Genomic DNA, 13,708 nt, shown 5'->3' on the forward strand with positions numbered 1-13,708 from the left:
CTTGTGTCTGTTGCCTGTTTGGCTGTCGGTATTGTCTTATTTTGCCACAAGCTTCACAGGTTCACCTAATCACCGCCGGCTTAACGAACGTTAAACGCACAATCCGACATTTTTACGCAGGGCTGATTTTTCGGTTATGATTGTGAGGCTTATCGAAAAAAGGAGATGACATGCTTTCAATTGCCCGCCGTACGGCGGTTGGCGCAGGGGTACTGCTCATTATGCCTGTCGCTGTGTGGATATCCGGCTGGCAGTGGCAGCCGGGCGCAAATAGCGGATGGTTGAAGGCGCTGTTCTGGATCACGGAGACGGTCACCCAGCCCTGGGGCATCATTACGCACACGCTGTTGTGCGGCTGGTTTTTGTGGTGCCTGCGTTTTCGTCTGCGGGCGGCCATTATGCTCTTTGCTATTCTTGCGGGGGTGATCCTGATCGGCCAGGGCCTTAAATCTCTGGTGAAAGATCGGGTTCAGGAGCCGCGTCCGTTTGTCGTCTGGCTGGAAAAAACGCACCATGTCCCGGTCAACGACTTCTACAATTTAAAGCGTAAAGAACGCGGTGAGCTGGTAAAAGAACAGCTTACTGAACAACAGGCTGTGCCGACATTTTTACGTAAGCACTGGCAAAAAGAGACTGGTTTTGCCTTCCCCTCCGGACACACGATGTTTGCCGCCAGTTGGGCATTACTGGGGGTAGGGCTGCTGTGGCCGCGTCGGCGCACCTTGACCATCGCCTTCCTGCTGGTCTGGGCGACGGGGGTGATGGGGAGCCGCCTGCTGCTCGGCATGCACTGGCCGCGTGACCTGGTGGTCGCCACTCTGATGTCATGGCTGCTGATCACCTGCGCCACCTGGCTTGCTCAGCGCGTCTGCGGACCACTTACGCCGCCGACAGAAGAGAAGCGGGAAATCGCCGACAGAGACCAGGAAAGCTGACAGCGGTTGAAAATCTCATATTTAGCCGCAGATCTAAGGGCGGCGCGATGCTTTTTCCGTTTCGCGCCCGTCCTGAAAATGGTAGTTTATAAGGCTGGCTACGCTATGTTGAACACTCTTTATTCGCTCAAACCACATAACGGGAAGTAATGTGAAATATTTACTCATTTTCTTACTGGTGCTGGCGATTTTTGTCATTTCCGTCACATTGGGTGCGCAAAACGATCAACAGGTAACCTTCAATTATCTGCTGGCGCAAGGCGAATATCGGATTTCCAGCCTGCTGGCAGTACTCTTTGCGGCAGGATTTGCGATCGGCTGGCTCATTTGCGGCCTGTTCTGGCTGAAAGTTCGGGTATCACTGGCCCGCGCCGAACGTAAAATTAAACGTCTTGAATACCAGATTGCGCCTCCGACCGACGTTCCGGTAAGTTCAGGTGTGCCGGTAGCGAAGGAATAATCGAAGATGCTGGAGTTGTTGTTTCTGCTTTTGCCTGTAGCCGCAGCCTATGGCTGGTATATGGGCCGCAGAAGTGCGCAACAAACAAAACAGGATGAAGCTAACCGCCTTTCACGCGACTATGTCGCCGGGGTTAACTTCCTTCTGAGCAACCAACAGGATAAAGCGGTAGATCTGTTCCTTGAGATGTTGAAAGAGGACACCGGCACCGTTGAGGCCCATCTCACTCTCGGCAATCTGTTCCGTTCCCGCGGGGAAGTTGACCGCGCCATTCGCATCCACCAGACCTTAATGGAAAGCGCCTCATTAACCTATGAGCAGCGTCTGCTGGCCGTACAGCAGCTCGGTCGTGACTACATGGCGGCAGGGCTGTACGATCGCGCCGAAGAGATGTTTAACCAGCTGGTGGATGAAACCGATTTTCGCATCAGCGCCCTGCAACAACTCCTGCAGATTTACCAGGCCACCAGTGAATGGCAGAAAGCAATCGACGTTGCCGAACGTCTGGTGAAACTGGGCAAAGACAAACAGCGCGTTGAAATCGCCCATTTCTACTGCGAACTGGCTCTGCAGCAGATGGGCAATGAAGACATGGATAAAGCCATGGCGCTTCTGCGCAAAGGCGCTGCCGCCGATCGCAGCAGCGCGCGCGTCTCCATCATGATGGGGCGCGTGTACATGGCGAAAGGCGATTACCAGAAAGCGGTAGAGAGCCTGCTGCGGGTTATCGATCAGGATAAAGAGCTGGTCAGCGAAACCCTTGAGATGCTGCAAACCTGCTATCAGCAACTGGGCATGGCGGAAGAGTGGGTAGCCTTCCTGCGTCGCTGCGTGGAAGAGAATACCGGGGCCTATGCGGAGCTGATGCTGGCGGATGTGGTCCAGCAGCACGAAGGCAGTGACACGGCGCAGGTCTACATCACGCGCCAGCTGCAGCGTCATCCCACCATGCGCGTGTTCCACAAGCTGATGGATTACCACCTGCACGATGCGGAAGAGGGGCGCGCCAAAGAGAGCCTGATGGTGCTGCGTGACATGGTCGGCGAGCAGATCCGCAGCAAGCCACGCTATCGCTGCCAGAAGTGCGGTTTTACCGCCTATACGCTGTACTGGCACTGTCCGTCATGCCGCGCCTGGTCCACCATTAAGCCGATTCGCGGCCTCGATGGGCAATAATTTTTAAAAAAAACTCATTTTAGTTACAACATACTGATGGGTGGGCTTTAAGCCTGGACGGTGCGCGCTGCGGTCTGGCAGGAATGTAAATGGAACCTGTTCATTTCGGTGACGCACAGGTAGAATGCACGCCGTTTACCATTCCCGCGCCGATGCGGCGCCCATCGACGAGAAGGTCCGGTCATGACGTCTGTAGCTCCCTCTTCTTCCCGCGCAGTTACTGAATCTCCTGTTGTAGTCGCTCTGGATTACAACAATCGCGATAACGCGCTTGCGTTCGTTGATCGTATTGACCCGCGCGACTGCCGCCTGAAAATCGGCAAAGAGATGTTCACGCTCTTTGGCCCGCAAATTGTGCGTGACATGCAGCAGCGCGGTTTTGATGTCTTTCTTGATCTGAAATTCCACGATATTCCTAACACCACCGCCCATGCGGTTGCCGCGGCGGCCGAGCTGGGCGTGTGGATGGTCAACGTTCATGCTTCTGGTGGGGCGCGGATGATGACCGCAGCCCGTGAGGCTCTGCTGCCCTTTGGCAACGATGCGCCGTTACTGATTGCTGTTACCGTGCTTACCAGTATGGAAGCCAGCGACCTGCTGGATCTTGGCGTGACGTTGTCACCGGCAGAGCACGCCGAGCGTCTGGCGCGCCTGACGCATAGCTGCGGGTTGGATGGTGTGGTGTGCTCAGCTCAGGAAGCGGTGCGCTTCAAAAGCGTTATCGGTCAGGACTTCAAGCTGGTTACGCCAGGCATTCGTCCCCAGGGTAGCGATGCCGGCGATCAGCGCCGCATTATGACCCCGGAGCAGGCGCTGGCGGCGGGTGTGGATTATATGGTTATTGGTCGCCCGGTGACCCAGTCTGCGGATCCGGCACAAACTCTGAAAGCCATCAACGCATCACTGCAAAAGGGGGCGTAATGCGCGATACCAATAGTCGCCTGGTCTACTCGACCGACACCGGGCGCATCGATGAACCAAAAGCAGCCCCTGAGCGCCCGAAGGGCGACGGCATCGTACGCATTCAGCGTCAGACCAGCGGACGTAAAGGGAAGGGCGTATGCCTGGTGACCGGCATTGATGCTGACGATGCTACCCTGGCTTCTATTGCCGCCGAGCTGAAGAAAAAATGCGGCTGCGGTGGGGCAGTTAAGGATGGCGTCATTGAAATCCAGGGCGACAAACGGGATCTGATTAAATCCCTGCTGGAAGCCAAAGGGATGAAAGTGAAATTAGCGGGCGGTTAACGCGGCTCAGAAACGAATAAGCCACGGCCTGAGCCGTGGCTTAATAATCTATTTTCTGCTAAGACCAGATACTACAAGTGTCTTATAAAGGATTGCAGTGGCAATCGGTATTTATTTACTTACTCACCTCGTGACCGATAATACCACCCACAGCGGCACCACCTAAGGTCCCCAGAGCACTACCATCAGTTAAAACAGAACCACCAATTGCGCCAGCACCGGCACCAATCGCGGTGTTACGACTCTGTTTGCTCATGCCAGAACATGCGCTCAATGATAGCGCCAGCGTGACAGCCAGCATAGCAGCGGATAATTTTTTGCTGTTAATAGACATAACTCATTCTCCTGAAATAGTGATCCACGGAAATAGCTCTGCTTAATAAGTGTAAAACTCTTAAGCCAGTTTTCCATGAAACTGTTCGCGCAGGCGTTACGAAATCACGCAGGTGATAGTCACTTCCTGTTATATCGCTAACATTAATTCTACGTCTTTATCACTGATCCAACAGGTAAATAGTCTTAAAGGAATGGTCAGAATAATCTCAGAGCGGCAGAGCAGGGGAGAACGCCCGACGAGGCGGGCGTAGGAGACGTTTCAGGCAGGTTTTTTGACAATATCGACGATCAGGCCGTCGCGCTGCAGCGTCTCGCTGTGAGCCGCTTTGATGGCCTCGTCGGTGATCACCCGGCTGAAGCGGGAGAGAGGCCCCATGGTATAAGGATGCACTGCGCCAAATTTGGTGCTGTCGGTCAGGACAATGGCCTCTGCGCCTTTCTCAAGCACCGCGTTCACCACGTCCGAACGCATCATATCCCGTCCGGTAAAACCGGTCTCCGGCTGCCAGCCATCGATACCGATAAAGGCTTTGCTGAAATGAACCTGCTGAACATACTGGCGCGTCAGCGGGCCAACCATGCTTTCGCTTTTTTTCTGATAGATGCCGCCCAATAAAATCACTTCGCTGCGCGTCTCTTTCAGAAGATGAGCGATATAGCTGCTCACTGTCACGATGGTGACATCCTCTTTCTGCTCGGCCAGGGTACGCGCCAGCAGGGCGTTGCAGCTGCCGTTCTCGATAAACACCGTTTCGCCGCTGTTGACCAGGGATGCAGCGAACTCCGCCAGTTCACGTTTCAGGGCGTAGTTATTCATCATGCGCGTTTCGACATCTTCGCTGTCGAGCGGCACGGCATACCCATGCGCGCGGCGCAGATAACTCATTTTTTCCAGAAGATTAAGGTCCTGGCGGATGGTGACTTCAGACACGCCGGTGCTTTTAGCCAGATCAACGACGCTCACACGTCCTGTGTCGATCACCATCTGTAATATTATTTGTTGTCGGGAATTCATAGCATCCATATTAAAACGGCTGAGCCGTTAGTTGAAAACTGACATAACCACGCGAGCAGCAGCGACCTTTAAACTTCCCACGGCGATTTAGAACGATCTGCACCGACGTTTTTCTGCGCGCCAGCCTGAGCCAGTAATTCTGATTTTAATATCTCAAGATTACGCAGAGCAGAGTTCACATCACCTGCAACCAGAATATCCAGCACAGTATCAATACGTTGGGCAACTTGCAGTGCATCGATATCAGACATAATCTCATCCCTAAATGAAAAGTGAATAAATTCAATGATGCAGAAATTACGGGCAAAAGAGAAGGGAAAAAGTGTGCTAACGAAAGTACATTAATAGTAGTGATATTTTCATACATCTTTATACAGAGGACTTGGGTAGTGGATTAGTCTACTTCTGCGCGCAAGGCGCTTTTTTCTATGAGGAATTAGGCTATGACAATTATCAATCAGGCTACCTGTAAACTGTTCACTGATTCTGTACGATTCACCCAACTCGCAGCTTACTATGAAGAGGAAAGACGCACCGTGTGGATGATGCTGCGAGCTCAGCCACGCCCATGCTTCAATCATGCCTTGATTGAAGAGATCATGAACCTCTCCTGGCTGGTAAGACAGTCCGGGTTTGAGGTCGATTTTTGGGTAACCGGATCGCTGGTACCGGAGATGTACAACGCCGGCGGCGATCTGCGCTTCTTTGTCGAGTGTATTGAGAATGGTCGTCGCGAAGCGCTTCGGGCCTATGCCCGCGCCTGCGTGGACTGTGTCCACGCTGCGTCACGTGGCTTCGATACCGGGGCAATTACCCTGTCGATGGTGGAGGGCAGTGCGCTTGGCGGCGGATTCGAGGCCGCGCTGGCGCACCACTTCCTGCTGGCACAGCGTGATGCGCGTATGGGCTTCCCGGAAATCGCCTTTAATCTCTTCCCGGGGATGGGAGGTTACTCGCTGGTGGCCCGCCGTTCAGGCATGAAGCTGGCCGAGGAGCTGATCTACAAAGGGGAGTCACACACGGCGGAGTGGTATCAGCAGCAGGGGCTGGTGGATGTGCTGTTTGAACCCGGTCAGGGATACGTCGCCACACGAACCTTCATCGACACGTTACAGCCTAAAATGAACGGCGTCAGGGCCATGCTGCGCGCCCGTCAGCGGGTGTTGCAACTGCCGCGCAGTGAGTTGATGGACATCACGGAAGACTGGGTGGACGCCGCATTCTGTCTGCAGGCGAAGGACGTGGCCTATATGCAGCGGCTGGTTCAGCTCCAGGATCGCCACACCGCATCAGGCCTGCGTAAAGCCAGCTAACGCGCGTTGCGTGACTGATAGCGTTTAAACCATCGCTCGAATGCGACAGCGGGCATGGGCTTAGCAAAAAGAAAACCCTGTCGTTCGTTGACGCCATTCTTTGTCAGAAAGGCGTCTTCTTTCGCGCTTTCGACCCCTTCGGCAATCACCTGTAAATTAAGCGCCTGGGCAACGGCAACAATCGCGCGCACCAGAGACTGCGACACCGACTGCTTATGAATATCCCGGACAAAAGCCTGATCGAGCTTGATGGCATCGATGGGGAATCGGGCCAGTTGCGACAGGGACGAATAACCGGTACCGAAGTCATCAAGATGGATCTGCGCCCCCAGCTTGCTAAACTGCTGGATGACCGACAGCGCCAGCTCTTCGTTTTCAATCAGACAGCTTTCCGTCAGCTCAACATCAACCGGGCAGTACTCAAAATTGAGATCTTTCAGCGCCTGTTTCAGATCGCTGAATATGGTCTGATCCGCCAGCTGGCGGGCAGAGACGTTGACCGCCACGCGCAGGTTGATGCCTTTATCACGCCATTTCGCCACCTGGCGCACCACATCCAGCATTACCCAACGGCCCAGCGGCACGATGAGCCCCGACTCTTCGGCATAAGAGATAAACTCCAGCGGCGGGATCAGGCCGCGCTCTGGCGACTGCCAGCGAACCAGCGCTTCGAGGGTTTTCACCTCGCCCCGCCAGGTAATTTTCGGCTGGTAGTGGATCACCAGCTGGTCATTATCCAGCGCCTTGCGCAGGTTGGTGTCCAGCCACAGGTATTCAAAGACGCGCTGATTCATCTCCGGGGAGAAGACGCAAAAGGTGCCGCGCCCGTTCTCTTTGGCGGTATACATGGCGGTATCGGCATTGCGGATCACGCTTTCACGATCGGTCCCGTGCTGCGGGGCGAGGGAGATCCCTAGCGAACAGCCGGTATAGACTTCGATTAAACCAATCCGGAAAGCCTGGCGCAGCCGGGTGAGAATGCGCGAAGCCATCGCTTCCAGCGCGCCCTGCGAGGTGCCGGTGGCCAGCACGATGAACTCATCCCCGCCCAGACGGGCCAGCACCTGACCATCTTCCAGACAGCTGAGGATCGCCAGCGCCACGGCCTGTAAAAGCTGATCGCCAAACATATGCCCGTAGGCGTCATTCACTTTTTTGAAGTTATCGAGGTCAAGATAGACCACGCCGACCTGGGTGTCGCCGCGCGAGTCGATCGCTTCGCTGATCATATCGTGGATGGCGTTGCGGTTTGGCAGCCCGGTGATGGTATCAGTATTGGCGAGCACCCGGAGTCGTTCCTGAGCGCGACGCTCTTCGGTGATATCCGTCCCGGAACAGATAAGGAAAATTTCATTTTTGCCGCTGCCGCTGTGCACAAATTTGTTACGAAACAGAAACAGTCTTTGGCCTTTACGGGTTTTGATCCAGCGCTCCACTTCATAGGAGCTACCGTCCCGGAAAAAACCGCTGATATTGCGGCGCGAGGCAGCGGCTTCGCTGCGGCTCATAAAGAGTTTGAACACGTTCTGGCCGATAACCTCGTGCTCTTTCATCCCGGTGTATTCTTCGCTCAGGCGGTTAAAGCGTTGAATGTTGCCGTGCCGGTCGAGGATGACGATAACCGAGTTGGCTTCAGAAACCACCTGCTCGGCAAAGGAGAGACCCTGCGCCAGGTCGCGGGCGACAGCGGAGGTGTCGTGCCAGGCGGAGGCGGTGCCGGCCCACTCTTTTTTCGTGATTTTACGGCCCACCAGATGCACGGGTACCTCGGTACCATACAGGGAGAGCGTCATGGTAATGCTGGAGGTGATCACCGTCATCTGGCGGATATGACTGGCCTGCTCGTCGGTCAGAGCGACAACTTGCGTCGTATCGGCGCTTTCACTGGCCGCAAGATGGAGAGCATTGCTGTCCGCCGTCAGCCGCCACCAGGGACTGTGGGTGCCCATGTAACGAAACAGCAAATTTTGCTCCAGATCGTCAATCATGCTCTCTCCCAGGCGCACTTAATTGCACAGATTGTGCATTTCCAGTCGGTTAAATCGCGCTAAAACGGCGGTGATGCCGAGCTAAACTTATTGTTTTTTCCCGGTATTCTTATATTAGAACGAGAATGGCTAAAAAGGATACAGACGAATGAATATTCCTGTAACCCATTATGACGGCTATCGGCCCGTCGCTAATAATTGTGATCGCTTTTTGCCATTTGTGGGAGGAAAAGGTAAGGAAAAATAATGAGTGGGAGGTTTCAGCAGTAATAAAAAAGTCGGATCGCCCGTGAGGGCGAATCCGACGTGTATTGCAGGGGACAATCAGACGGCAGGGCGGGCAATAACGCTGCGTGTTTCCATGCGTACTTCAGCGATAGTGACGTCGATAACTTCTGTCACCTTATAAGCCACTTCGCCTTTGATCTGAACGGTGCCGTTCTCCTGGCTGCAAACCAGTTCGTCACGCACGGCGTGCAGGAACGGGGCCGGAATGAATGCCACGGCGCCGTTATCCACCAGGCGAACGCGCATCCCGCCACGGCTGATATCGATGATCTCGGCCGCGAAACGGGTGTCAGTCCCGGCTTTGTCTTTCAGGAAGCGGGCATACAGCCAGTCACCCACATCGCGCTCCGCCATGCGGTTAAGACGACGACGCTCCGCCATCTGCATGGTGGTCTCGTCCTGCGGACGGGCGATGGTTTCACCCTTGACGATCGCTTTCAGCAGGCGGTGGTTAACCATATCGCCATACTTACGGATCGGGGATGTCCAGGTTGCATAGGCTTCCAGACCCAGACCAAAGTGCGGACCCGGTTCGGTGCTGATCTCAGCGAAAGACTGGAAACGACGAATGCGGCTGTCGAGGAAACCGGACGGCTGTGCATCCAGCTCACGGCGCAGCTTGCAGAAGCCGTTCAGGGTCAGGACTTCCTGCGGATCGACGTGCACGTCGTGGGTCTTCAGCAGGGCAGCCAGCGCTTCGCTGTTGGCCGGGTCGAAGCCGGTGTGCACGTTGTAAATACCGAAACCGAGTTTGTCGCGCAGCACGCGGGCCGCGCAGATGTTCGCCGCAATCATCGACTCTTCAACAATGCGGTTAGCAATACGACGCGGTTCGGCAACGATATCCAGCACTTCGCCTTTTTCACCGAGAATGAAGCGGTAGTCAGGGCGATCCTTGAACACCAGCGCGTGGGTCTTACGCCACTCGCTGCGGCTCAGACAGACGCGCTGCAACAGACGGATCTGTTGGGCGATGGCGTCGTTTGCAGGCTGCCAGCTACCGCTGTTTTCCAGCCAGTCAGACACCTCGTCATACACCAGCTTGGCTTTCGATTCGATAGTGGCAGCGAAGAATTCGATGTTCTCTTCGATGGTGCCATCGGTGGCAATGGTCATGCGGCAGGCGAGAACCGGACGCACTTCATTGGCACGTAGCGAGCACAGGTTGTCAGACAGTTCGCGCGGCAGCATCGGGATGTTGAAGCCCGGCAGATAGTTGGTGAAAGCGCGGATTTTGGCAGACTCGTCCAGCGGGGTGCCTTCAGCAATCCAGGCCGTTGGATCGGCAATCGCCACGGTTAACAGCAGCTTGCCGTCAGCCTGCTCCTCCACATACAGCGCATCGTCCATATCTTCGGTGCTGGCGCTGTCGATGGTCACAAAATTGAGGGCGGTGAGATCGCGACGCTCCAGACCTTCGTCCAGCATCTCAGCAGCCGCGCCTTCCGGAGCTTCTTTTTCCAGATTATGGCGTGCCAGGGTGACCCACCATGGCACGAAGTGGTCGTCGCCAAAGGTAATAAACTGGGTCAGCTCGGCATAGAAACCGCGGTCGCCCTTCAGCGGGTGACGGCGCATTTCAGCCACGGCCCAGTCACCTTCTTTAAAATCATGCGCAACGCCGCGCTCGGCGCGGCAAGGGATGGCGTCTTTCAGCAGGGGATGGTCCGGGATGATGGACAGACGGTCATCTTTATTACGCAGCACCTTACCCACAAAGCGGGTCAGGAAAGGTTCGATCAAGGCTTCAGGCTCGGCAGATTCACGATCCTTTTCGCTGTGGATCACGGCGGTAATACGATCGCCGTGCATCACTTTCTTCATCTGCGGTGGCGGAATGAAGTAACTTTTCTGTGCATCGACTTCAAGGAAGCCAAAGCCTTTTTCCGTGGCTTTTACGACCCCTTCAGCACGTGGCGTCTGGGAATGCAGTTGCTGTTTAAGCTGCGCTAGCAGCGGGTTGTCCTGGAGCATAGTGATCTATTTTCGTAGCCATTGAGCGGCTGACAGTTTTACGCGAATCTCACTGCTACAGCAAGCGCTCTTTAGGTAATGAGTAGGGTTATTCGCCTTTGCCGATGGCAATTTTGAGACGGGTCAACCAGCCGCAAAAAGCGCTCCAGGTCAGCAGGTTGATAGCCTGATCCGTGGGAAGACCCTCCTCCGTCAGCGGGGTAAACTGCGCGGCGCTGAACCGATCCGGGGAGCGTGCCAGCTGCTCTACGGCGCGTCTCACCGCCTCATCCGGCGCATCGGCTGGCTGCGCAGCATGGAGCCCGCTGACCAGGATTTCACCGGTGTAATCGAGGATCGCCGGCTCATGGCACAGCACCGGTGTGAGCTGCTGCAATAGCGGCTCGGCCTGCCAGCGCTCAAGCGAGGCCAGCTGTTGCGCGCTGGCGTTCCGTTGCTCAACGCCCGGCACTGCAGCTTCCCAGGTGTCCATGTTCAGCGCGTTATCGTCAATCAGGGCGTGCGGTGGGATGTGGTGGCCGGGCAGCCAGCGAACAGGGTGTCCGAGCAGGGCCTGGAACACGGCCACCACCCGCGCCTGAAAACCGACAAAGCCGATAATCTGGTTAATGGTCACGATGTCATACACGGTCAGGCCGACCTCATCGAGCTCCTGCTGCGCCTTGCTGTCGATGACGTCGGGTGAACTGGCAAGCTGGCGGGCATACTGGGTGATCTGGGCGAGGCGGCGATTACTTTCCCGGGAGGAGTCAGGACCGGGGAGCGGGGCGAGAAGGGCAGCGTAGTGATTACACAGACGCTGCACGCCACACACCTGGGCGACCGTCAGGGCGGTGCTGAAACGGTCATACGCGCTCAGCGTGCGCAGGCGATTTACCGGTACGGCGCGCGGGAAAAAGAGGTCACACAGCGCCCGGGCGGGGGTTAACCAGCGCTCACAGGCCGCCAGCAGCGATGCCGGTAAAGTGAGGTTCAGCAAAAAACGATCCGCAACCTGTGCGGCTTCGGGAACCAAAGGCAGGACTTCCGTCGGGCTGCTACTGGACTGGGTCTCATGATACCAGTGGCCTTTGCCAGAAATACGGCGTTGTTCCATGTGCTTTCCTTGATCTCAAAATGGCGATCAATATCCTGGCGTAAGGCGGATAAGCGGAAAAATATTGTTAGGTGATAACAAATAGCGGAACGGAATAACGAGGGCAAAAACGGGACGGAACGGCAGGCAAACCTTCCCGCCGCAGCGGGAAGGTAACGAACTTATTTGATTTCCAGCTCGTTCATTGCAGCGATGTTGAAACCGCCGTCAACGTGAACCACTTCGCCGGAGATGCCCGCAGAGAGGTCAGAGCAGAGGAAGGCCGCAGAGTTACCCACGTCTTCGATGGTGACGGTACGACGGATTGGAGTAACCGCTTCGCAATGCGCCAGCATTTTACGGAAGTCTTTGATGCCGGACGCGGCCAGGGTACGGATTGGACCCGCAGAGATCCCATTTACGCGCACGCCTTCCGGACCCATCGCGTTCGCCATGTAGCGCACGTTAGCTTCCAGAGAGGCTTTCGCCAGACCCATCACGTTGTAGTTCGGGATGGCGCGCTCAGCACCCAGATAAGAGAGGGTCAGCAGGGCGGAGCCCGGGTTCAGCATGCTGCGGCAGGCTTTTGCCATCGCCACGAAGCTATAGGAGCTGATGTCGTGAGCAATTTTGAAGCCTTCACGGGTGACCGCATTCACGTAGTCGCCATCCAGCTGATCGCCCGGAGCAAAACCGATTGAGTGAACGAAACCGTCAAATTTCGGCCAGGTTTTTGCCAGCTCAGCGAACATGCCATCGATGCTTTCATCTTGCGCAACGTCGCATTCCAGAACAATGCTGGAACCCAGTTGCGCGGCAAACTCTTCTACACGGCCTTTCAGCTTGTCATTCTGGTAGGTGAATGCCAGCTCAGCGCCTTCGCGATGCATCGCCTGTGCGATACCGTAGGCGATAGACAATTTGCTGGCAACGCCAGTCACCAGAATGTGCTTACCGGAAAGAAAACCCATAGCTCTAATCCTTTTATTCATTGTTGTGGCGGTCGTCACCTGCGCGGACAACCGTCGTTAAATCGCGGCGATAATAGCATGTGTCGCGTAGGGTGCAATCCGACCACTCTGTGTAGGGCAGGTCAGCGATCTTTGCGCCATGCATCGGCGGTTAAGGCTTCGCCAAAATGGCCGGCGATTAAGCGTTTGGTCAGATCGTGCAGCGGCGAGGCCAGCACCGACGCGGTACTGCCGCGCTCTACCACCGAGCCTTCATGCATCACCATCACCTGATCGCTGATGTGCTTCATCATCCCCAGATGCTGGGTCACGTAGATATACGAGATACCCTGTTTCTCCTGCAACTCCAGCATCAGGTTGATTAACTGTGAACGCATCGACATATCCAGCGAGGCCAGCGCTTCGTCAGCGATAATCACTTTTGGTCGCAGGATCAGGGCGCGGGCAAGGCCGAGACGCTGTTTTTGCCCGGGGGCCAGCATGTGCGGATAATAGCTGACGTGATCCGGCAGCAGCCCGACCATCCGCAGGGTTTCAATGATCTGCTTACGTCGCGCTTCAAACTCGAGATCGGTATTCAGACGCAGCGGGAAATCGAGGATCTGTGAGATACGCTGGCGCGGGTTCAGCGAGGTCGAGGGATCCTGAAAAATCATGCGGATCCGCTGACTGCGGAACGAATAGTCGCCAAATTTCAGCAGATGGTCGTCAATCAAGACTTCGCCATCGGAGGGTTCGATCATCCCCGCCAGCATTTTCGCCAGCGTCGATTTCCCGGAGCCGTTTTCACCGATGATCGCCAGGGTCTGCTTTTCCCGCAGGGTAAAGCTCAGCGGCTTTACCGCTTCGACGGTCTGGCGATGGAACAGACCGGTGCGATAGCGAAAGGTCTTACTCAGGTTGCGCACTTCCAGCAAGGTTTCGACCATG

14 protein-coding genes are annotated in these 13,708 nt (G+C 55.6%); 6 read left to right on the forward strand and 8 right to left on the reverse strand.

Features of this window, described 5'->3' with window-relative positions:
• Positions 1 to 170 precede the first annotated feature (170 nt).
• The 5 genes from pgpB (at position 171) to yciH (ending at position 3,818) form a co-directional block, all read left to right on the forward strand.
• Positions 171 to 935 (forward strand): phosphatidylglycerophosphatase B, encoded by a 765-nt coding sequence (gene pgpB, locus WFO70_RS04075; RefSeq protein WP_337014768.1) that lies wholly within the window; start codon positions 171 to 173, stop codon positions 933 to 935.
• A 151-nt stretch (positions 936 to 1,086) separates the two neighbouring features.
• Positions 1,087 to 1,395: a LapA family protein gene (locus WFO70_RS04080; protein ID WP_032611172.1), complete on the forward strand. Its 309-nt coding sequence runs from the start codon at positions 1,087 to 1,089 to the stop codon at positions 1,393 to 1,395.
• A 6-nt stretch (positions 1,396 to 1,401) separates the two neighbouring features.
• Entirely contained in the window at positions 1,402 to 2,571 is a 1,170-nt protein-coding gene (lapB, locus tag WFO70_RS04085) for a lipopolysaccharide assembly protein LapB (protein ID WP_337014769.1), read from the forward strand.
• 183 nt (positions 2,572 to 2,754) lie between these two features.
• Positions 2,755 to 3,492, forward strand: a complete 738-nt coding sequence (gene pyrF / locus WFO70_RS04090; RefSeq protein WP_337014770.1) for an orotidine-5'-phosphate decarboxylase — start codon at positions 2,755 to 2,757, stop codon at positions 3,490 to 3,492.
• Positions 3,492 to 3,818, forward strand: a complete 327-nt coding sequence (yciH, locus tag WFO70_RS04095) for a stress response translation initiation inhibitor YciH (RefSeq protein WP_337014771.1) — start codon at positions 3,492 to 3,494, stop codon at positions 3,816 to 3,818. Before pyrF ends, yciH begins: the two co-directional genes overlap by 1 nt.
• 115 nt (positions 3,819 to 3,933) lie before the next feature.
• Here the strand turns inward: yciH and osmB are convergent, their stop codons facing one another.
• From osmB to yciZ, 3 genes are all read right to left on the reverse strand, one after another.
• Positions 3,934 to 4,152 carry an osmotically-inducible lipoprotein OsmB gene (osmB, locus tag WFO70_RS04100; protein WP_032611163.1) on the reverse strand — a complete coding sequence of 73 codons (219 nt, stop codon included), beginning with the start codon at positions 4,150 to 4,152 and terminating at the stop codon, positions 3,934 to 3,936.
• 261 nt (positions 4,153 to 4,413) lie between these two features.
• On the reverse strand, positions 4,414 to 5,169 hold the full coding sequence (gene yciT / locus WFO70_RS04105; protein WP_337014772.1) for a DNA-binding transcriptional regulator YciT: 756 nt from the start codon (positions 5,167 to 5,169) through the stop codon (positions 4,414 to 4,416).
• A 68-nt stretch (positions 5,170 to 5,237) separates the two neighbouring features.
• Positions 5,238 to 5,420, reverse strand: a complete 183-nt coding sequence (yciZ, locus tag WFO70_RS04110; protein WP_337014773.1) for a protein YciZ/DeoL — start codon at positions 5,418 to 5,420, stop codon at positions 5,238 to 5,240.
• A gap of 192 nt (positions 5,421 to 5,612) precedes the next feature.
• Between yciZ and WFO70_RS04115 the strand changes: the two genes are divergently transcribed.
• A complete protein-coding gene (locus WFO70_RS04115) occupies positions 5,613 to 6,482 on the forward strand; it encodes a crotonase/enoyl-CoA hydratase family protein (protein ID WP_337014774.1) in 870 nt (289 codons plus the stop codon).
• Here WFO70_RS04115 and pdeR read toward each other — a convergent pair.
• The 5 genes from pdeR to sapF form a co-directional block, all read right to left on the reverse strand.
• Positions 6,479 to 8,470, reverse strand: a complete 1,992-nt coding sequence (pdeR, locus tag WFO70_RS04120) for a cyclic di-GMP phosphodiesterase (protein WP_337014775.1) — start codon at positions 8,468 to 8,470, stop codon at positions 6,479 to 6,481. The genes WFO70_RS04115 and pdeR overlap by 4 nt on opposite strands.
• A gap of 324 nt (positions 8,471 to 8,794) precedes the next feature.
• On the reverse strand, positions 8,795 to 10,732 hold the full coding sequence (locus WFO70_RS04125; RefSeq protein WP_337014776.1) for an exoribonuclease II: 1,938 nt from the start codon (positions 10,730 to 10,732) through the stop codon (positions 8,795 to 8,797).
• A gap of 88 nt (positions 10,733 to 10,820) precedes the next feature.
• Positions 10,821 to 11,828, reverse strand: a complete 1,008-nt coding sequence (locus WFO70_RS04130; protein WP_337014777.1) for a CMD domain-containing protein — start codon at positions 11,826 to 11,828, stop codon at positions 10,821 to 10,823.
• Between the two features lie 161 nt (positions 11,829 to 11,989).
• Positions 11,990 to 12,778 carry an enoyl-ACP reductase FabI gene (fabI, locus tag WFO70_RS04135; protein ID WP_337014778.1) on the reverse strand — a complete coding sequence of 263 codons (789 nt, stop codon included), beginning with the start codon at positions 12,776 to 12,778 and terminating at the stop codon, positions 11,990 to 11,992.
• A gap of 122 nt (positions 12,779 to 12,900) precedes the next feature.
• A complete protein-coding gene (gene sapF, locus WFO70_RS04140; protein ID WP_333849328.1) occupies positions 12,901 to 13,707 on the reverse strand; it encodes a putrescine export ABC transporter ATP-binding protein SapF in 807 nt (268 codons plus the stop codon).
• Position 13,708: the final 1 nt, after the last annotated feature.

Source organism: Leclercia sp. AS011, from assembly GCF_037152535.1.
Taxonomy (GTDB): Bacteria; Pseudomonadota; Gammaproteobacteria; order Enterobacterales; family Enterobacteriaceae; genus Enterobacter.